The organism is Flavobacterium ajazii (assembly GCF_010614725.1).
In the GTDB taxonomy this organism is placed as follows: domain Bacteria; phylum Bacteroidota; class Bacteroidia; order Flavobacteriales; family Flavobacteriaceae; genus Flavobacterium; species Flavobacterium ajazii.
On sequence record NZ_JAAEHL010000016.1, the window covers coordinates 90,038 to 110,666 of the forward strand.

Here is a 20,629-nt window from a genome sequence, read left to right on the forward strand (position 1 = left end):
AATCATTATAGTTTTAAAGTTGCACCAAAACTGAAGGTTCTGGAAGTTGGGTAACTGGCGTAATCGATACCGATAGACTGGTTTCCACCGTTTGATTTTGGTGTATTGACTAAAGGATCATATCCTGAATAATTTGTAATCGTAAACAGGTTCTGACCTGTTACATAAAGCGTTAATCCGTTTAACCAGGTTACGTTTTTCAGGTTGAAATCATATCCTAAACGAGCTGTGTTTAGCCTGATAAAATCAGATTTTTCAAGGAAAAGCGATGATAAAACCGGAGAGTTGGTAGAATTTGCGCCAGAGTCATAATATTGTGAAGCTACGTTTCTGTCTGAAGCCAGGTTGTTGATATTTAAAGCATTCAAACCTGTATTGTTCAACAAATAACCTCCTGTCTGACCAATGATAGAGAATGAAAAACTGAAGTTTTTGTATTTCATATCACTGTTAAGTCCGTAGTAAAAAGTTGGCAGAGCCCCTTCAAAAATAACACGGTCACTGTTGTCAATTTTTCCGTCACCGTTTTGGTCTTCAAAAATATCATTTCCGTTAGCATCAAAACCAATATGTTTTCTCATATAAAATGATCCTGCTGCATATCCGTTTTTATAGATATTCGCATTTACACCAGATTGTCCCGGTCCTGAAACGGTTCCGGTTAAGATTTCTGAAACCGGTAAATCTTCTATTTTATTTCTTAATGTTGCACCGTTTACATCTACATTCCATGTAAAATCCTTCGTATCGATTATTTTTGAACCTAACATGATCTCGATACCTTTGTTGATGATTTTACCATCTTTGATATTCGTCCAGATTGTTGTTGTCGGACTTAATACCGGTGCCGGTACGTTTAAGATTGCGTCTGTAGTTGTTTTGGTAAAATAGTCAACAGTTCCGTATAGTTTATCATTCCATAAACTAAAATCTGCTCCTACGTTAAACTGAGTAACTACCTCCCATTTCAAATCAGGATTGGCTGTTCTTACTACCGAAATTCCGTTTACCAGATTCAAATCATCATACAAATAATATCCGTCTGCTCCTGACAAAGAATAACTTGCTTTTGTCAATTTGTTCTCCACTTCCTGGTTTCCGGTTTGTCCCCAGCTCGCTCTAAGTTTTAAGTTGTTAATCGCTGTAGCTTCTTCAAGGAAACTTTCTTTGAAAAGATTCCATCCCAAAGCAAATGAAGGGAAGTAACCATATTTGTTGTTTTCTCCAAAACGAGTCGAACCGTCTGCTCTCATCGAAGCTGTTAACAGGTATTTATCATTAAAAGTATAATTTACCCTTCCGAAGTATGACTGTAATTCGTTTTCCTGTGCATAACCTGTAATTACCGGTTTTTCTCCTTCATAACCCGGATTGATTGATGGTTTTACACCAACACCTTTATCCGTAATGTTTTCAATAGTAAAATTGGTTCCTGATCTTTCAAATTTCTGATAAGAAAAACCTCCCAAAGCCTCGATTTTATGCTTGTCTAAATTTAAATTGTAAGTTAGATAATGCTCGATCAGAGAGTTTTTAGAATCCAGATTGCTCTGAGCGTACCTTCCTGTTGGATTTAAATCTGTAGTGTTTGGATAAATTGTGGTATTTCTTTCAGATGTAGAACGGTCAATACCTACGTTTAATTTATATTCTAATCCGTCGATAATTCTAAAAGAAGTTTCTAAGTTTCCTAAAACTCTCAAAGTGCGTGTTTCATCTTCGTAAATGCTTAACAAATAAGCCGGATTGTAGTGCGCATTCATATTAAAGTTGGTGTACTTTCCATCAGCATCATAAACAGATCTTGTTGGATTTGCCATCAAAGTATGTACAATCAACTGCCCATTGGATCCTCCGTCATCACTGGTTGGAACACCGTTATCTTTGGTTTCACTTGCTGTAAGGTTCATTTTTAATTTTAAACGTTTATTGTCTAAAAATGATTCCGCAGCATTAATTCTGCCCGAAAGACGTTTGAAATTACTGTTACGGATAACCCCTTCCTGATCCATGTGCGCTATCGAAGCATAATAATTTCCAGAATCAGTTTGCTTAGCAAAAGAAAGAGCGTTGTTTGTCGTAATCGCAGTTCTGTAAATTACATCCTGCCAGTCTGTGTTTCCGCCATGATCAAAAGCCGGGTCTTTAATCGCTTTTCTATATTCATCTGCACTTAAAACGTCCAGTTTATTGGCTACAGTTGCAACTCCTACGTACGAATCAAAAGTCATAGTTCCTTCGCCTTTTGCTCCTTTTTTAGTGGTTACAAGAATAACTCCGTTAGAACCTCTCGCACCGTAAATAGCAGCTGCAGAAGCATCTTTTAAAACCGTAATCGATTCAATATCACTTGTATTCAAAAAGTTTAATGGATTTTTTGCTGAAGATGATCCAAAACCAACATTCGTCCCAGTCGGACTCACATCGTCATTTGACAAAGGCAAACCGTCTACTACGAACAAAGGTGTACTACCGCTTCTGATAGACCCGACTCCTCTAATCGTTACGTTTACTCCTGCTCCCGGTTCACCGCTTGAATTCACTACACGTACACCCGCAACTTTTCCCTGAATTAAATTATCTACAGAAACATTAACCCCTTGTTTAAAATTTGCTGCTTCTAATTGTGTTACGGCTCCGGTTACATCTTTTTTAGACTGTTTTCCGTAACCAACGACTAATACTTCGCTCAGTTCTGATGTATTTGGTTCTAACTGAATCGTCATAAAACTCTTTTGAGCCACAACGGTTTTCATTTTATAACCTAAATACGAAACCTCAAGATTTCTGCCTTCTTCAACCGTAATTTCGAATTCTCCGTCAAAATTACTTACCGAAGCATTTTTAGTAGTAGCTTCTACAATACTTACTCCTGGCATTGGAACACCATTTTCGTCAACAATTTTTCCTTTTACTTTAATCTTATCTGCATCTTCGTTCTTTTTTACGGCAGCAGTTTTCTGAATCAGAACTAATTTTCCGTTGATGTTGTAATTGAAATTTGCTTTTTTAGAAAGGTCATTTAAAATAACAGCTACAGATTCATTTGTATAATTTACAGTATAGACTTTATTATCTGCAATAATTGCTTGTCCGTAACTAAATTTATAATCTGTTTTCTGACTTAATTTTGAAAAAATAGAAACTAGTGTTGCTTTTTCTATTTTATTATCTACATTTGATTTTTTGTAATCGACTTTACTGTAACCGTTCTGAACAGACAGCAGCGTCAGGACTAAAAAGAAAAGTCCTTTTAGAAGATTTAAATTGATTCGTTTAAAATACATGATTTAAGTTATTGGTTTTCGATACTTAATTATTAATCGCAGTTGTTCTCAGCAACTGCTTTTTTTTTGATTTTAGTTCACTTTTACTGTCTTGTCATATACATTAAAGTTTAGGTTTGTGATATAATTTATTTGTTTTAAAACACTTTCGAGTGACGCATTCTTTTCGATAAATACCGTTACCGGAGTACTTAAAACCGATTTGTTTTCGAACTGAAATGTTACGCCGTATTTGTATTGTAAAATGGTAATGACCTGCTGAAGTGTAGCTTCGTTTAAAGCAATATCCGAAGCATACCAGTTCACCAGCAATGATTTATCGACCTGAAGGCGGGTTAATTTATCTCCCTCAAACAAGGCTTTTTCATTCGGAACCAGATCGATACTCTGTCCTTTTGCCGTAACATTTACTTTTCCGGTTACGACAATAACTTCGCATTTTAATTTTGACAGCTGAATGTGAAATGAAGTTCCCAATACCTTCGTTTTGATTTCTCCTGACTGAATAATGAAAGGGTGTTTTTTGTCTTTGGCGACTTCAAAAAATGCATTTCCTTTTAAAAGAGAAACTTTTCGCTCTTCGCCCAGAAATTTTTCAGGATACTGAAATAATGAGTTTGCTGCCAGATAAATTTTCGAGCCATCACTTAACTTGATAGACTTGGGGATATCTGATGTTTTAAATGTCAATTGCTTTTCTATAGCAATTTCAGGTTTATAGAAAAATCCTAAACCAACAAGAAAAAGAATACTGGCAGCTGCCATATATTTTAAATAAGGAAATGCTCTCTTTTGAGGACCAATCCTAAACTGAATATTTTCATATATATTTTGAGACGCTTCATCCGGGTTTCCCATAGAATCGTCATCCCAATTTGCTTTTTGATATTCGCTTAAAGCGAAATCTTCTAATAGTTTTTCCTCTGCTTCGGATGTTTTATGCTGAACACTTTTATCAATAAGATGTTCTAAACTATGTTTGATTCTTTTTATCATAATACTTCTTGTTACCAGTAAGTACCCGAATCAGGAAATCGTACTATCCGGAAATATTATGAAACCGTTACCCGAAAGTTATTTTAAAAAATTTTGATGCAAAATAACATAAGGAGCCAGCCAGACCAGGTCTTTCAGACCTTCACGCAGTTGTTTTAGCCCTGATGAAATTTGATTTTTAACGGTTTGCTTCGAAATTTCGAGTTCATCTGCAATCTGATCAATTGTCATATCCTGCATTTTGTACATCAGCAGCACTTCTTTTCGTTTTTCAGGAAGCTGGTCTAATAAAGAATAAATCAAATCCATGACCTCTGAATCGATTGTCGAAAAATGATCGATTACGTAATCTTCGAATTTATCTTCGAGAATGGTCTTGTCAAACCTGTTATTTTGGTAATGTTTAAAAACCTGATTTTTTACTGCCCTGAACAGATAAGGACCAATAACGTTTATTTCTGTCTCGGTTTTTCTTTCCCATAGATCAACAAAAACATCCTGAACTATATTCTGCGCCAGATCATTATCCTTTGTCATTGTATACGAAAAAGCAGTTAACTTTTTCCAGTATTGGGTATACGTCTTTTCAAAAATTTCGGGACTTATCATGGCTTATTTTAGTGGTATTTAAGAATGTAAAATAAGGAAATGTAAGACCAAGGTTTTTTGTCTCAAGGTTAACTTTTAATTAAATAATAACCCCTTTTGATGAAGAAATACTACTATTTTAAGCCAAAAATGACAATCGATTGCTGATTTCTTTTTTTTTATCTAACACGAAAATAGAATTCAGGCTTTAATTTAGTCAGCTTTAAAACGAAAGTAAAAACGTTACTCAAAAAATAATTTAACACATAGAAACATAGATTTTTTCTGCTTTTCTTTAAGGTTACAAAAGAAGCTCGCTTCCACACATAGAATTTATATGGATTCAAAAAATATAGCATGAATCATTTTTTAGAATAAAAACTTGCTTCACACATTTTATACTATATGATTTGATACAAGTGAAACGCCTTTTAGCATTCATAAACTATGCCTCTATGTGTTTAAAATAATTACGTTACAACATTTTAAATCATTTATCTTATTCCCTTATCTTTATTAAACCTATTATTTTCAAATTATGAAACAAATTCTGTTTACATTTCTCATGACTGCTGCCGTTAATGGCTCTTTATCCGCCCAAAGTAACGACCTGAAAATAAATCAGCTTCAGGTTATTGGTTCGCACAATAGCTATCGTCATGCCATTGAAACCGATTTATACAATCTTATTCAGGCAAAAGACACTACGCGTTCTTTAAAAGGATTGCAATACACCCATATAAGTATTACCGAACAACTGAATAAAGGTTTACGAAATCTGGAAATCGATGTTCAGGCCGATGTTAAAGGAGGAAAATATGCACACCCAAAAGGTTTGGATCTTGCAAAATCTCAGGAAGCTTATGACCCAAACGGAGAAATGAAAAAACCGGGTTTTAAAGTTTTTCATATGATCGATATTGATTTTAGAACTTCATGTTACACTTTGCAAAACTGTCTTGCAGAATTAAAAAAGTGGTCTGACACCAATCCGGATCATGTTCCTGTTTTCATTACGCTGGAACCAAAAGACGATGACAGTTTCTTAGGTACAAAAGCAGAGAAATTTACGACCGAATTGTTCGACGCTTTAGATAAAGAACTTCGCAAAGGTTTAGGGAATAAATTAATCACTCCGGACATGGTTCGCGGAAAATACAAAACGCTGGAAGAAGCTGTTTTAAACAACAACTGGCCTACACTCAAAAAAGCAAAAGGCAAGTTTTTATTTATGCTGGATAATAGCGGAGCAAAAAGAGATTTATATGCTTTGAATCACCCGTCATTAAAAGGCCGTGCGGCTTTTATCAACGCTGAACCTGGAAAACCAGAAGCTGCAACTTTATTCAGAAACAATCCTGAAGATGCACAAATCACTGATTTGGTAAAAAAAGGCTATTTGATCAGAACCAGAGCCGATGCCGATACCAAAGAAGCAAGAGCTAATGATTATTCGCACTTTGAAGCAGCCAAAAAATCCGGTGCTCAGATTATAACAACTGATTATTATCTGCCAAGTACTTTTTTTGATTCTTCTTATCAAATTAAATATGATGACGGGAGTTATGTGAGAACTAATCCGGCGAATAAATAGTTGTTTCAGGTTTTATTGTTTCAAGTTTCAGGTTCTTTGTTAGGCTTGAAACTTGAAACCTGAAACAAAACAAACTTAGCGTTACTTGCGGTTAATAACCCCACTCTTCAAATTCACTGTAAAATGATCTGCCGGAATTTCACGCATGAATTTATTGAAGATGATTAAAAACAAACGTAATTGTTTTTGTAAAGGTTTTTCTTTTGAATTATTGTCTTTATAATTTTCGAAATACAATTGAGATAATAATTTGTATTGTCTGGCTCTCGCCTCTCCAACATCTGCCAAAGCCAGTTCGTCAGCGCTTCTGAAACGATAAAAATCAACTAAAAAATCGTAGCCGTTCCAGTTGAAATCTGCTCTTTTTACTTGATTTTCAATTAAGAATTTATCGGTTTTGATTTGCGCTTCTGTCCATTCTTTTTTAAAATACTCTTTATTTTTCAAGATCACATCAAAATCCTGATCTGAATTTATATTTGCCAAAATCAGCAGTTCTTCCCCTGAAACATTTAGAAAAAAATCTTTAAACGCAGAAGGCCAGTCATCTTTTAGAAATCGGAGACGCACTAATTCCTTTAAATGAAAATCGGTAAAATCATGATAACTTTTGGTTTTCAGAATATCGATATTCCAAATGTCTTTGGTATTCTGACTTTCCAAAAACTGATATTCCATTTTATACAAATCGAAAAGTTCATCATAACCGGGAACATTATCTATTGTGATAGTCTGAATATCAACCAGATTATCTTTTTTTATCGTCAGTAATTTATACGCCGGAATATAGGCTGCCAATGAAGGTGTCTGGATATTAACCAAAGTGTTTCCTTTTGCCGTGGTTCGGATACCTGTATCGTTGATGTGCATGTGTCCGCCAAAATGAATCTTCAAACCAGCATCGGCAAAAACCTGCGCCACTTCTTCAACCGGAACACGGTTCAATTGCCATTTATTTGGCCCTAAAAGTTCTTTTATTTCTGCCGAGGCATCATCGTTAAAATCAATCATCGGAAAATGACTAAAAGCAATCAGTATTTTACCCTGCTCTTTGGCTTGCGCCGAAATATCTTCGACCCATTTTATAAGGTGTTTTTTATTTGAAAGCACGTTATTATACCCCGTACTCGCTTCCGAATAACTTCCGGAATCCTTTGGATCTGAACCATTTTTCTTTGGAATATACACATTTCCGTCAATAGCCATTAGCCAAAGCCCTTCTAGAGGTTCAACCACATAGCTCACATCCGGAACTTCGTAACCCGGTGCCACACTATAAACCCTTTTTGATAATTCAGCCGCTTCTTCAGCCTTTTTGTAATTGTAATTTTGACTGGTATAACCCGCAAAAGGCGTTGACCAGAATTTGTATTTTTTATCGGGGTAAAAACTAAAATGTTTCAATCCCTCTGTAATTCCTAAATAACCCATTTTAGCAATATCGGCAGTAACCACTACAGGCTGTTCCATAATTAAATTCGGCTTATACAATCCGTCTTTGCTATAAATGGGCTGACTTTTACCCTCTTTTCCTAAAAAATCTTCTTTACCGGATTCCTGAGCAAAAGGACCGACAGGATCATGATTTCCGGTAGTGATAAAGAATTCAATATTGTATTTTTTTCGATACTGGTCAAGGATTTTTTCCAGTCCGCGCACATGTATCGGCTGGCCGTCATCTGTATAATCTCCCGGAAGTGCTACGTATTTTATATTTCGCTTTGCAATATCTTCTAAAGCAGCGATGAAAGCAAAATAGTTTTCATTAAAAATGCGGGTCGAATGCAGCTGAGAAGCCATAGTTCTTGCCAAAGTATATTTACCGGATTTGGGATTCAAAACGCCCCGATATTCATTATCCGAAAACTTTCCGAATAAATCCTGCAAGTGTACATCTGACAAAAAAGCAACCTGAACTCCGTTAAGAGAATTTTCTTTTTGTGCTGAAATTGTAAAGTTGAAAAAAACGAAAAATAAAACAGACAAACAGCCTTTATGTGAAAAAGTAATTTTGAGAATCATAAGTTAAGCTTGAATGGAATTTAAAAGTCTGCAATTCTATTGATTAAAATCCAAAATTCGTTTACCCTATTGTTACCGAATGATAATTTTTATGGCTTATTATATTTTTGACATAGATAACTTGCTAGATCCTGTTTTTATTGAATTCCCAACCAATTAAAAACATAAAACACTGATATTAAAACAGTTATTTTTAATAAATTATGATTTTAAATTAACATTTGTTCTAAAATACAACACAAACATCATATATTTGCTAATTAAGTAACATGATTATTCTTACATTAAATTCAACTCTTAATCTCACCAAAATGAAAAGAAAAATTTACACAATTTATGTAGCCATTGCGGCAACACTAGTACTTTTTTCCTGCAATAGCTCAGGAAAAGAAAAAGACTGTCCACAAATTACTCCTGTTCCAACACCTTTAAGAGAACGGGTTTTAACTGCAAAAGAGCAAGCTGCTCTAACACCTGATGCAGTTATCAAAAGCCTGAAAGAAGGCAACAAACGATTTTCAACCAATAATATTACAGCAAGGGATCATTCTGCAATGGTACGTAATGCAGCTCCTGGTCAATTCCCTAAAGCAGTAATTCTTTCCTGTCTCGACAGTAGAATTCCGGTCGAAGACGTTTTTGACAGAGGTATCGGTGATCTTTTTGTAGGACGCGTAGCCGGAAATTTTGTCAACACCGATTTATTGGGAAGTATGGAATTTGGATGCAAACTTATGGGTGCAAAATTAATTGTTGTTCTGGGACATGAGTCCTGTGGTGCCATTACTGCTACTATTAACAACGAACATTTCACCGATAATATAACTGCAATGATAGAAAATATAAAACCTGCAGTAACTGCTTCACAAAATTTTGATGGAGAAAAAACTTCTAAAAACAAAGAATATGTGGCCTATGTTGCAAAAAATAATGTAATTAATACTATAAAAACAATTCGGGAAAAAAGCTCGGAATTAAAAGGAATGGAAGACAGAGGCGAAATTAAAATAGTAGGAGCTTACTATAATATAAAAGACGGAACGGTGACATTTTTGTAATCATCAGAAAACCAACAGATTTGTTATTTATCAAAATACAAATTGTTCCATTAAAAAATGCTTTGAGGTGTTCAACTGTCGAAAACCTCAAAGCATTTTTATGAATTAATCTTTATATTTGATGATTAAAATACTAAAATGAGCGAAAAAACGAAACCATATGCCTTAATTACCGGTGCCAGCAAAGGCATTGGAAAATCTATTGCTTATGAATTGGCTAAACAGGGTCATCCACTATTGCTTGTTGCAAGAAGTGAGGAGGAATTAAAAGCACTATCTGATGATATTAAGGTTAAATACGGCATCAATGCTCCTTTTTTATCGATTGATCTTTCGACAAATGACGCATCACAAAAAGTAACCGACTGGATAAAAACGAATAACTATACGGTTGGCATTTTAGTTAACAATGCCGGTTATGGTGTGTGGGGCGATTTTAGTAAGTCTACTCTAACTGATCAGCTTGGCATGATGCAGCTTAACATGAATGTGGTGGTAGAACTTTCACATTTATTAGTACCTATACTTTCGCAGGAAAAACAAGCCTACATTTTAAATATATCGAGTACTGCTGCATATCAGGCTGTGCCTACTCTGGCCGTTTATTCGGCTACAAAAGCTTTTGTTTTATCGTTTACGCGTGCCCTGCGTTTTGAACTGGCCAAAACTTCAATTTCAGTAACTTGTTTTAGTCCGGGTCCGGTTGATACTGGTTTTGCTGAAAGAGCTGGTTTAAGCGCTCTTAACAAAATGGCTGAAAAGTTTAATATGCAGCCTGATGAAGTAGCAAAAATGGCAGTAAAAGCTATGTTCAGCAAAAAATCAGAAGTTATTCCGGGATTTACCAATATCATTTCGGTTTATGCTAACCGCATACTACCAAAGGCTTTTATCGAAAAAACGGCAGCCGGAATCTATAAAATTTAATTTTTTTTTCAAAAAAATAAAAAAATATTCTTTGCAAATGAAAAATTATATTACATTTGCAATGTCTACTAATTCGATAGAATATGTATAGTAAAAGAAATACTTTTAATTTGCCTAAAAGCCGAATGCACGCAATGATGCGAATGTGTTGCTGTTGTTGTTGCTGTTGCTAAACTTTTAGAAAAATTTCAAACTTATTATTTCATTTATTAAATATATATATCATGGTATCTTCTTATAAAACATTTACCCTTGCTAATCAATTAACTGCTGAGCAGATCAACTTTTTTAACGAACATGGTTTTATCCACTTCAAAAATTTTATAAATCCGGAAACGGTTTCATCCATCATTGATGCCTCTAAAGAAGTGCAGCAAAAATGGATTGACAACAACCTTGAAAAAGTAAATGGTGTTCCAATCAAATACGGAAAAGATTTAGATGGATCTCCAATTGTACAGCGTTTTGCCTTTATCAATCAGCATCATCAAACCTTAAGTGGGCTTTTACTTGATCCAAGATTTAATGGTTTATTACCATTGGCAGGCGAAGGCGCAAGATTAGGTACTGAGGAAAAAGACGGAATGGTTTTTAATCATTATATCAATGGACCGGAAAGTAAATTTGCTAAAATGGGCTGGCATACAGATGGTTTGAGAGATATTTTTTATGGTACAAAATTAAACCCAATGTTAAATGTGGGTATCCACTTAAGCACTTTAAAACCCGAAAACGGCGGTCTTAAAATCATTCCGGGGACTCACAAGCAAAGTGTTTATCAAATGCTTTTCCGTAAAAAATACTTTTTAGATCACAAAGCCGATCCGGAGGAAGTCTCCATTATTCCGGAAGCCGGGGATTTAACCATTCATGATGGCCGTTTGTGGCACAGAGTTGCAGAATCATCTGTTCGTGGTGAAGAAAGCAGAAGAAGAGTTATTTATATTCCTATTATAGCAGGGAAATATGCTCCAAAAGATGAGAATAGTCCAACGGCTTTCTACCAACGTTTTGCGGGAATTGTTAAATAATTATGCTTTTTATTATCGCATTTAGTTATCTGGTTAGATCAGGTAAGCTAAAAAGTACCACAGATTTTCTTAAAAATACGCAAAGAAAAGTAAAATTTAAAATTGCAAAACTGGAATTGGCTATACTGTCTGGCTTACAAATATTGCGCTATTAATGGGAACAGAAACACAGATTGAGGATTATAAAGCAATTGCACAAAGAACATTTTCAGATCGCAAGCGAACTAATATTTTAAAAAGAGCAGAACAGCTAACGATTGCATTTTTACTTCCAAAGGTGCCTAAAATCATTTCGCCAAACTTACTGACTTTACTTGGCACGCTTGGTTCGGGAATAGTTTTTTTGGCTTTTGTTTTAGGTACTTATTTAAAAAACTGGTATTTGCTTTTGGGGATTATCGGACTGGCTATAAATTGGTTAGGTGATTCTTTAGACGGAAGACTGGCTTATTACAGAAATATTCCACGTCGTTGGTATGGCTTTGCACTTGATATTATTGCCGACTGGATTGGTATTGTACTTGTAGGCTTTGGCTACTACATTTATGCTGAAAATGGCACACAAATAGTAGCCTTTGCTTTTGTCGCATTGTATGGCTGGTCGATTATCATCAGCCAGCTACGCTACAAAATTACAAATGAATACAGTATAGATTCGGGCTTTGTTGGACCAACAGAACTTCGATTTATTATTGCTTTAATTTTAATTGCAGAAGTTTTATTTCACGGATCAATCACATATTTAGCTGGCTTAATCACTATCATATTATTTGTAATTAACACCATAGACAGCTTTAAACTTTTGAAATTGGGCGATTTAAGAGATAAAAACCAAGGCTGATATGTTCAGGAAAAAATCCATTTTTACTTTTCTAAAAGCACAAGTTGCAGCATTTATAGGTGGCATTACCGATTATGGATTAATGATTGTATTAACAGAAGTATTTAAATTGCATTTTACCTTTTCGATTCTAATCTCCGGAACCGTTGGTGCCATTATCAATTTCAGCATCAATAGATTTTGGGTATTTAAAAATCAATGTGGTTATAGCAGCCACATCAATAGTCAGCTTTTAAAATTTGCCATGGTTGTATTGGGAAGCATTTCCTTAAAATCATTAGGTACGCTTATTTTTCAAAAAGTATTTCTAATCGATTACAGAATAGGAAGATTAATCACAGATCTTTTTGTTTCTTATGGTTTTAATTATCCACTGATTAAATATTGGGTTTTTAGGGTAAACGAAAAACCGGATGTAATTGAATCTAATTAGTATATAAATAATCAGCTGGGTACAATTACTCCGCCTATTCGCTTCGCCGGGGCTCGTATTTTTTCTATTCAACACATAGAAACATAGATTCCATATGCAAAAAAGAAAACAAAAAGAAATTAGTTTCTAACACATAGCCAACTATGTTTATTTAAACAAGTGAAGCGCCTTTTTTAAGCTTTCTAAATCTATGCTTCTATGTGTTAAAAATTGCACTCAACGGATTACAAAACATTTTATTATGAAAAAATTATCATTTAAATATTTTACAGAATCACTAATCGTTATAACGTTTTTAGTAAATATAATTTCCGGAAATCTATTGGCACAATCCAAAAATCCATCGCCATTACATTTTCCGACTCCTAAGAATATAGACAATATGCTATTTTATGTTCAGCGGGATCCAAATATAAACACTGCTATTTATACCATAAACTATCAGGAAAATGGAAAAATAGACAAAAGCAACCCTATAAAAGCGTATTGGATTCGATATGCTGAGAAAGGAGAAAAAAAAGATTTTAGTTATATACAACGCAAATTTGCATATGGAATAGAAAGTAAAACCTTGAATAATGAAGAGTTTGAACTTCAGTTTGTATCATATAAAAAGTTACCCTTAACCTTGAAAAAGACAGATTCAGATCAAAAATATCATGTTTTTGTAAATGTAAATCAGAAAAAAATACAGGTAGAAAAAATATTTGTACGTATTGAAGGCGGTTCTTTTTGGTTACCAAATGTAAAGTACGCCGAAGTTACCGGAATTGATGCTACTTCAAATAAAACAATTACTGAAAGAATGCTGTTGAAATAACCCGTTGGTTAAGCAACTATTTCAAATCCAATTTGGATGGTTTCGCCAACGAAATAATCTGGAATATCGAAAAAATGCGGAGGACAATCAATTAATTACCGCATCTTTTGCGGAGAATAATTACTATATTTACCGCATAAACTAAAAATCAATGGCAATTTATATTCATCAACTTAAAAATTGGCCTCATTTGTATTGGAATGAGCAAGAATTTATTTCATTGTTAAGCGAAGTAAGGAACTTGCAAGGAAAACTTATGGGTAAAGTGGAATTGCTGGGTTTCGAATTAAAAGGAGAAGCCAATTTAGAAACTCTGATTCAGGATGTACTGCAAACTTCTGAAATAGAAGGAGAAATTTTAAATCCCGAACTTGTTCGCTCTTCTATTGCAACAAGACTTGGACTAGAATATTCAGGATTAGAACATTCTGACAGACATGTTGATGGAATTGTAGAATTAATGCTTGACGCCACTCAAAACGATAACAAAGTTTTGACAGAAGAACGATTGTTTGGTTGGCATGCCGCATTATTTCCGACAGGAAGAAGCGGAATGCATAAAATCGAAGTAGCTAATTGGCGTTCCGGTGCTATGCAGGTAGTTTCAGGTGGAATGGGCAGAGAAATTGTTCATTATGAAGCTCCCGAAGCCGAAAAGTTAATTTCAGAAATGGAACAATTTATAGACTGGTACAACAACGAACAAAATCTGGAATCATTATTAAAAGCAGCCGTAGCTCATCTATGGTTTATAACCATACACCCATTTGATGATGGGAATGGAAGAATTGCCAGGGCTATTACAGATATGCAACTTTCAAAATCAGATGGAGTCAATCAAAGGTTTTACAGTATGTCAACTGAGGTAAATAAACAAAAGAAAAGTTATTATACTATTTTAGAGAAAACTCAAAAAGATGATTTAGATATTACAGAATGGATTGTTTGGTTTCTGGAGTGTCTAAAAAATAGTATTCTTAACTCAAGTACAATCGTTGATAAGGTGGTAAAAAAGCACCATTTTTGGGTTAAAAATACAGGCTTAATCAGTAATGAACGTCAGAAGAAGATGCTAGATAAACTGATGGATAATTTTGAAGGCAACTTAAATACAAGTAAATGGGCAAAAATAACTAAAACATCACCGGATACAGCGCTTAGAGATATAACCGATTTAATAAATAAAGATATCTTGATTAAAGCCAATTCAGGAGGCAGAAGTACCTATTATATCTTAAAAGAGAATTTTCTATAGCAACATTTAAACTATGGATTACAAATTATGATTATCAGGAAAGCTAAATATTAACTACATTGTCAACCAAAAATAAAAGCCTGTAAATAGTAAGTTTACAGGCTTTTTTTGTGGAGTGGATGGGGCTACAATCGAACACCTTATTCCCGTTTTAACGTTTCTTGATAGCTTGAAATTATGATTTTATTGTTATTTAATTTTGTAGTCCGAATACAAACAGTGTAAGCTTTATAATAAACCCATCGAGTGTCACAGCATGTATTGTTCTTTAAAAACCTAAATTCATGATACATTCTTATCATTTTTATTTCTAATTATGTAACATTAGTATTCTAAAAAATTTCTTCAAATTCACATTACATGAAAAACTTTGAATTTTCGTCTGCACTATCATAAAGACTAAAAAATACTAACGAAATATTTTTTATTATAAAAATAAGGATGTAAGCTTCAAGACAATAAAATATTACTTCAAACTTACATCCTTTTTAATAAACATTTCAAAAACAAAATCAGATTAGAAAAACTACTCCATTGAAATAATTACAAACTCACTTCTTCTATTTAATTGGTGCTCCTCCTCTGTACAATTTATATCATCTAAGCATTTATTAATCAATTTGCTTTCACCATATCCTTTACCCGTTAATCTGTTTACTGCAACTCCTCTTTTTACAAACCATTCAATAGTTGCTTTGGCCCTTCTGTTGGATAATAGCATATTGTATTTTTTGGTTTGTCTACTATCTGTATGAGAACGAACATCTATTTTCATACTTGGATACTGCTTCATAACAGCTATAATTTTCTCTAATTCAAAAGCAGCATCTGTACGAATAAATGATTGATCTAAATCAAAATAAATAATCGGAATATTTAAGGTCTTGGCTAAATCTGTTCCAACACCTATTTCCTTAACTTGTTTTTCTAATTTAACATCTAATTCTGATTTATCAATTGAGGGCTGAATGGTGATAATACTTTCATTGGTTTCGTAATCTTTCTTTGCAACTCTTACATGATACGTTTTATTACACTTAACATCAAAATTGTAAGTACCATCTATCCCTGAAATCACTTCTGCAATTTGTTGAAACTTATCGTCAAGCAAAATTATTTTTGCCTCACTTAAAATTTCATTGGTATTAGAATCTATTACGGTTCCTATTAATTTCTTTTCGCAATCCAGTTTTCTTGTTTCTGTAAATTTATAAATATCATCATTTCCTTTTCCTCCTTCTTTATTAGATGAGAAAAAACCTTTTCCTGTACTGCTTTCAATTATAAAAGCAAAATCATCAAATTTAGTATTAACCGGTTCTCCGATATTTTGAACCTCATAAAAGCCAGAGTCCGCTTTAATCTTTGCAACGAATATATCCAAACCTCCCAATCCCGGACGTCCGTCACTGGCAAAGTAAAGCTCGTTATCTCCCGATATAAAAGGAAATGTCTCTCTTCCTTCTGTATTAATTCCTGTTCCCAAATTTTCGGGTTTCCCAAACGTACCATCCGAATTAATTACAACACTATACAGATCAGACTGCCCTAAACTTCCTGGCATATCTGATGCAAAATATAACTTCTTTTCGTCTGTACTCAAAGCCGGATGAGCTACACTAAACTGATCACTATTAAAAGGTAATTCTACAACATTTGTCCATTTATCATTTACAAAATCTGCTTTATACAATTTTAATAAAGTAATTCTTTTACTATCTTTTCCTTTTTTTCCACTCAAAAAGTTATTTCTTGTAAAATACATCGTTTTTCCGTCTTTGGTAAAAATAGGGGTTGATTCGTTTAGTTTTGAATTAATCTTTTTTTCAAATCGAACCGGATCTTCCAAATTTCCATCTGATTTTAATTCAGCCGCATATAAATTTGTAAAAGACTTATTGGTCCATTTAAATGTTTTTCGGGCAACATTTCCGGTATCTCTTGCAGAGGCGAATACTAGTTTATTATTAAAAATCGTACTGCCATAATCTGATTGTTTAGAATTAATGCCTATATCTGATATTTCGAATCTTCCAGAGTTTAATTTTATTTGCTCTAAATAGTTTTTATTGTTTTCAAACAAAACTCCCCTTGTATCTGTCTTCGTTTTTTGATTAAAAACGTCAAGCATTCGGTCTGATTTAGCATAATCTCCAATCGACTTGAGAGACTGTGCATATCTATAATAATATTCTGATTCCTGTTCATTGTTTAAAGAAAACAATGCATCATACCACTTTACTGCTTTTGTAAGTTCTGCATTAAAATAATAAGCATTTCCTAATCTTTGAAACATTTTTTCATCCTTATACCCGCTTTCGGCTACTTTCTCATAGATAGAAATTGCATCTACATAGGCATATTGATTGTAGTTTTTCTCTGCTCTGTTCAAAACTGTTTTTTGAGCCATTCCGTTAAAACAGATAAAAGGTAAAAATACAGTGTAAATTATTTTTTTAATTTTCATAATTAAAAGAATCTTGGTGAAGTTATTCGTCCATATTTGTTTAAGAATTCAAAGCGCAAAAATATCTCGTGTGATCCTGAATTATAATTGACCAATTTTGTTGTTTCACGATCGTAAGCATAACCTAAATACAAACTGTCAGTAATCTGAAATCCAGCCAATGCACTTACAGAGGCGCTCCATCTGTAAGCAACACCAATTACGAATTTGTCGTTAAACATAAAATTTGCAGAGGCATCAACCTGCAATGGTGAGCCCTCAACCATTTTAGTTAACAAAGCAGGTTTGAATTTTATGGTTTCATAATGGTCTAAATCAAATACATAACCCGCAATCAGGTAATAGTTTATCTGATCTTTGAAGATTGCAACTTCGTTGTCGTCATAACGATTGGTCTGAATGAAATTAGGTACTGATAAACCTATATAAGCTTTATCTGTATGCCAATAAATGCCAGCTCCAATATTTGGCGAAAATTTATTTTTGAAGTTCTGAAACTGTGAATCTCCCTGATTTTCAGGCTTCAGTTTACTAGGATCAAGGTTGAATAAATTTGCAGATCCTTTTATACCAAAAGAGAGTCTCGTAGTTGCCGATGTAGGTATAGAGTATGAAAAATCTGCTGATATGTTATTCTCATTTGTTGGACCTATTTTATCATTTACTAACGAAACTCCTAGCCCTACATTATTACCCAATGGAGTATTTACTGAAAAGCTACTGGTTTCTGGTGCTCCATCTAAACCAACCCATTGCGTACGGTACAATCCAAAAACACTCAAGCTCCCCCTTGATCCGGCATACGCTGGATTTATATTAATGGTATTATACATGTATTGTGTAAACTGTGCATCCTGCTGAGCATAACCTGCAACCGAACAAAACAATAAAACTAAAAATATTTTTTTCATTTATTTCATTTTTAAATAATGGCTTAGCCTTAACTAAGCCATTTAAATTGTACAAAATATTATTTGGTTAGATATAAATACCCTGCTTTCTGATGTGGATTAGACTGCATGTCTTTATACTTAATGATATAATAATAAGTACCTTCAGGTAGTCCGTTTGAGTCTTTAATAGTAACACGTCCCTCTGAAACACCTCTAAAAGCGATGTCATTATTATTGTAATGCTGTCTCTCGTAAACTAAAACTCCCCAACGATTGTAAATCTGTACGGTATTATCCGGATAACATTCTATGCCTTGTACATAGAATCTCTCATTCTTGTTATCCCCATTTACAGAAACGGCATTAAAGATTTCTATTACACAACCACTTAATTCCAATACAGTTGGTTTCTCTCCATCAAGATCACTATAATCTGATTTGTCTAAAACAATGATTCCGCTTTTGGTTATCCCTGTTACTGTAGCCTGATTACTTATACTTCCGGCATTTACATCTGTTTGAGTTAAAGTATAAGTTCCGGTAATTGAATAACTATCATTTTGACCAACTCCCAAACTAATTGGATTTCCACTCATAACAATTCCTGGTAAGGGATCAGAAACCAGTATGTTTTCAAGATCTACATTACCGCTATTTGTTATCGAAAAACTATACGTTAAAGTCTCTCCTGCCTCAGCATACCCATTTTTATTTGTATCATTTAGTACAACTGTTTTCACAATAGCAATTGCAGGGACTTCAACAAAAATCTTAACTGTTGCTGTACTACAATTAGTTGAATTAGCTTTTTCACATATTTGATACGTTAAAATATGATTCCCTCCTTTTGTACCTGGCGCTACATCAATCGTTCCATCAGCATTCAGCGTAATACCTGCTGGAAGATTTAACCCTGTTACAATAACATCCGAAGCCTTAACAGGAACTCCATTTAATTTATCATTATCCAGAACATTGATTACTTCTAATCCCCCATTAAGTCCGTCCGCGAGTGTTATATCATCCTCATTCTCTGCCTGAATCCCAAATGTTGGTTTAGCGCTACATACAGATGTTGCTGCAGGGTAGTTAACAACTAAAGATTTAGTAGGGTTTAATGTAAATTGCATTGTAACTGCCGGTCTTGTTAATTCAAAACCATCGTTCCCTTCTATCCATTGATCATTAATTAAAATCCATCCTGGCCAGTCTGTTGGCTTATCATTACTATCAACAATTGCTCCTGGCCATAATACATTACCGCTTAATGGCATATTGTTTTGAGTTGCTACAACATTATTAGCACTGTCTATCCAGTTAATTGTTAATAATCCTGTTGGGGTAAAATTATCTGCTGTCACATTATAAGAGACATAAGGTGCATTATTATTGCAATAACTATTGGCTGTTATTGTCATAGTTGGTGCAACGACTGTAACCGAAACAATAGCAGAGCTACAATTTACAGGATTTGCTTTTTCACAAATTTCGTATGTCAAATAATATGTTCCTGCCGGTGCATCTGGAATCAATTCTATCAAACCATCCGATTTTAATGTTAATACTCCGCTTGGATCTGGTGTCACTACTTTTAAATTAACATCTGTTATCAATGTCGTACTATTATTTAAAGTATCATTATCGAGTACATTTAGGACTTTTACAACCTTATCAATCCCAACAACATCGTTTATTGGATCTGCAACTGCATTTATTTGCGTTTTCTCTATTACCATTTTTATTGTTGCAGGTGTAGTATCAATTGCAGCATTGTTATCTGTAGCTGTAAAAGTAAATACATCCTCACCTGAAAATGCTCCACTAGGATCATATGTAAGCATGCCTGCTTCTAAAGGAGTCAATACCTGATTTACAACTATTGGTATTCCTGATAATGCTAAGATTCCATTAACTGGTAAACTTAAAATAGTATAACTCACAATTGTTCCGTCAGTATCTGTTGCAATTAAAGAATTAATTGGTGTTGCTCCTGCTCTTGAAGGAATACTTGTATTAGTATAATCATTAGCTATCGGCGCATTATTCGCAACTGGAATTATTATAACTGCATCTGATAAAGCTACAGCTCCGAGATCATCAGTTACTGTAAATCTAAAGCTGTCACTACCTGTAAATGTTCCACTTGGATCATAAGTAAGCATTGCTGCTTCAGCTGGTGTTAAAATCTGATTTACTGTTACAGCAAATCCTGATAAAGCTAAAACTCCTTGAGATGGTAACGTTAAAACTGTATAACTGGCAATTGTTCCATCAACGTCTGTTCCTGTTAAAGCATTGATTTTCGTTGCTCCAGCTGTTGATGGGATAATATCATTAGTATCGTTTACTGCAACCGGAGCATCATTGACTGCCGTAACGGTAATCAGTTCGTTGGCTGTAGCTGTAGCGGTTCCGTC

15 protein-coding genes are annotated in these 20,629 nt (G+C 34.2%); 8 read left to right on the forward strand and 7 right to left on the reverse strand.

The features are described 5' to 3' along the window. Positions 1–5: 5 nt before the first annotated feature. The 3 genes from GWR14_RS22420 to GWR14_RS22430 all read right to left on the reverse strand — a co-directional run bounded on the left by GWR14_RS22420 (position 6) and on the right by GWR14_RS22430 (position 4,892). On the reverse strand, positions 6–3,287 hold the full coding sequence (locus tag GWR14_RS22420) for a SusC/RagA family TonB-linked outer membrane protein (protein WP_163411373.1): 3,282 nt from the start codon (positions 3,285–3,287) through the stop codon (positions 6–8). 72 nt (positions 3,288–3,359) lie between these two features. Continuing rightward, positions 3,360–4,283, reverse strand: coding sequence for a FecR family protein (locus GWR14_RS22425; RefSeq protein ID WP_163411374.1), 924 nt, complete (start codon positions 4,281–4,283; stop codon positions 3,360–3,362). 78 nt (positions 4,284–4,361) lie between these two features. After that, positions 4,362–4,892 (reverse strand): RNA polymerase sigma-70 factor, encoded by a 531-nt coding sequence (locus GWR14_RS22430; protein ID WP_163411375.1) that lies wholly within the window; start codon positions 4,890–4,892, stop codon positions 4,362–4,364. Between the two features lie 517 nt (positions 4,893–5,409). Between GWR14_RS22430 and GWR14_RS22435 the strand changes: the two genes are divergently transcribed. After that, positions 5,410–6,465 (forward strand): phosphatidylinositol-specific phospholipase C1-like protein, encoded by a 1,056-nt coding sequence (locus tag GWR14_RS22435; protein ID WP_163411376.1) that lies wholly within the window; start codon positions 5,410–5,412, stop codon positions 6,463–6,465. Between the two features lie 81 nt (positions 6,466–6,546). Here the strand turns inward: GWR14_RS22435 and GWR14_RS22440 are convergent, their stop codons facing one another. After that, positions 6,547–8,487, reverse strand: a complete 1,941-nt coding sequence (locus GWR14_RS22440) for a metallophosphoesterase family protein (RefSeq protein ID WP_163411377.1) — start codon at positions 8,485–8,487, stop codon at positions 6,547–6,549. Positions 8,488–8,798: 311 nt separating this feature from the next. On the opposite strand from GWR14_RS22440, the gene GWR14_RS22445 reads away from it, so the two are divergent. The 7 genes from GWR14_RS22445 to GWR14_RS22475 all read left to right on the forward strand — a co-directional run bounded on the left by GWR14_RS22445 (position 8,799) and on the right by GWR14_RS22475 (position 14,852). Next, the gene (locus GWR14_RS22445) at positions 8,799–9,545 is read left to right on the forward strand and encodes a carbonic anhydrase family protein (protein ID WP_163411378.1); all 747 of its coding nucleotides are present in this window, start codon (positions 8,799–8,801) and stop codon (positions 9,543–9,545) included. Between the two features lie 138 nt (positions 9,546–9,683). Then, positions 9,684–10,472, forward strand: coding sequence for an SDR family NAD(P)-dependent oxidoreductase (locus GWR14_RS22450; RefSeq protein WP_163411379.1), 789 nt, complete (start codon positions 9,684–9,686; stop codon positions 10,470–10,472). 224 nt (positions 10,473–10,696) lie between these two features. Then, positions 10,697–11,503: a phytanoyl-CoA dioxygenase family protein gene (locus GWR14_RS22455; RefSeq protein WP_163411380.1), complete on the forward strand. Its 807-nt coding sequence runs from the start codon at positions 10,697–10,699 to the stop codon at positions 11,501–11,503. A gap of 154 nt (positions 11,504–11,657) precedes the next feature. After that, on the forward strand, positions 11,658–12,344 hold the full coding sequence (locus GWR14_RS22460; RefSeq protein WP_163411381.1) for a CDP-alcohol phosphatidyltransferase family protein: 687 nt from the start codon (positions 11,658–11,660) through the stop codon (positions 12,342–12,344). 1 nt (position 12,345) lies between these two features. Beyond that, complete coding sequence (locus GWR14_RS22465; RefSeq protein ID WP_163411382.1) at positions 12,346–12,777, forward strand: GtrA family protein; 432 nt, start codon at positions 12,346–12,348, stop codon at positions 12,775–12,777. A gap of 241 nt (positions 12,778–13,018) precedes the next feature. After that, positions 13,019–13,597, forward strand: a complete 579-nt coding sequence (locus tag GWR14_RS22470; protein WP_163411383.1) for a DUF4833 domain-containing protein — start codon at positions 13,019–13,021, stop codon at positions 13,595–13,597. A 151-nt stretch (positions 13,598–13,748) separates the two neighbouring features. After that, positions 13,749–14,852 (forward strand): Fic family protein, encoded by a 1,104-nt coding sequence (locus GWR14_RS22475; protein ID WP_163411384.1) that lies wholly within the window; start codon positions 13,749–13,751, stop codon positions 14,850–14,852. Between the two features lie 526 nt (positions 14,853–15,378). On the opposite strand, the gene GWR14_RS22480 is transcribed toward GWR14_RS22475, so the two are convergent. The 3 genes from GWR14_RS22480 to GWR14_RS22490 all read right to left on the reverse strand — a co-directional run. Beyond that, a complete protein-coding gene (locus GWR14_RS22480) occupies positions 15,379–17,319 on the reverse strand; it encodes an OmpA family protein (RefSeq protein WP_163411385.1) in 1,941 nt (646 codons plus the stop codon). 2 nt (positions 17,320–17,321) lie between these two features. Next, entirely contained in the window at positions 17,322–18,230 is a 909-nt protein-coding gene (locus GWR14_RS22485) for a PorP/SprF family type IX secretion system membrane protein (protein WP_163411386.1), read from the reverse strand. 59 nt (positions 18,231–18,289) lie between these two features. After that, the coding region (locus GWR14_RS22490; protein ID WP_163411387.1) for a T9SS type B sorting domain-containing protein at positions 18,290–20,629 on the reverse strand (2,340 nt) is incomplete at its 5' end.

Excerpts from the sequence above, each read along its gene's own strand:
- GWR14_RS22420 (WP_163411373.1), bottom strand. The coding sequence starts at position 3,287 with ATGTATTTTAAACGAATCAATTTAAATCTTCTAAAAGGACTTTTCTTT.
- GWR14_RS22425 (WP_163411374.1), bottom strand. The coding sequence starts at position 4,283 with ATGATAAAAAGAATCAAACATAGTTTAGAACATCTTATTGATAAAAGT.
- GWR14_RS22430 (WP_163411375.1), bottom strand. The coding sequence starts at position 4,892 with ATGATAAGTCCCGAAATTTTTGAAAAGACGTATACCCAATACTGGAAA.
- GWR14_RS22435 (WP_163411376.1), top strand. The coding sequence starts at position 5,410 with ATGAAACAAATTCTGTTTACATTTCTCATGACTGCTGCCGTTAATGGC.
- GWR14_RS22440 (WP_163411377.1), bottom strand. The coding sequence starts at position 8,487 with ATGATTCTCAAAATTACTTTTTCACATAAAGGCTGTTTGTCTGTTTTA.
- GWR14_RS22445 (WP_163411378.1), top strand. The coding sequence starts at position 8,799 with ATGAAAAGAAAAATTTACACAATTTATGTAGCCATTGCGGCAACACTA.
- GWR14_RS22450 (WP_163411379.1), top strand. The coding sequence starts at position 9,684 with ATGAGCGAAAAAACGAAACCATATGCCTTAATTACCGGTGCCAGCAAA.
- GWR14_RS22455 (WP_163411380.1), top strand. The coding sequence starts at position 10,697 with ATGGTATCTTCTTATAAAACATTTACCCTTGCTAATCAATTAACTGCT.
- GWR14_RS22460 (WP_163411381.1), top strand. The coding sequence starts at position 11,658 with ATGGGAACAGAAACACAGATTGAGGATTATAAAGCAATTGCACAAAGA.
- GWR14_RS22465 (WP_163411382.1), top strand. The coding sequence starts at position 12,346 with ATGTTCAGGAAAAAATCCATTTTTACTTTTCTAAAAGCACAAGTTGCA.
- GWR14_RS22470 (WP_163411383.1), top strand. The coding sequence starts at position 13,019 with ATGAAAAAATTATCATTTAAATATTTTACAGAATCACTAATCGTTATA.
- GWR14_RS22475 (WP_163411384.1), top strand. The coding sequence starts at position 13,749 with ATGGCAATTTATATTCATCAACTTAAAAATTGGCCTCATTTGTATTGG.
- GWR14_RS22480 (WP_163411385.1), bottom strand. The coding sequence starts at position 17,319 with ATGAAAATTAAAAAAATAATTTACACTGTATTTTTACCTTTTATCTGT.
- GWR14_RS22485 (WP_163411386.1), bottom strand. The coding sequence starts at position 18,230 with ATGAAAAAAATATTTTTAGTTTTATTGTTTTGTTCGGTTGCAGGTTAT.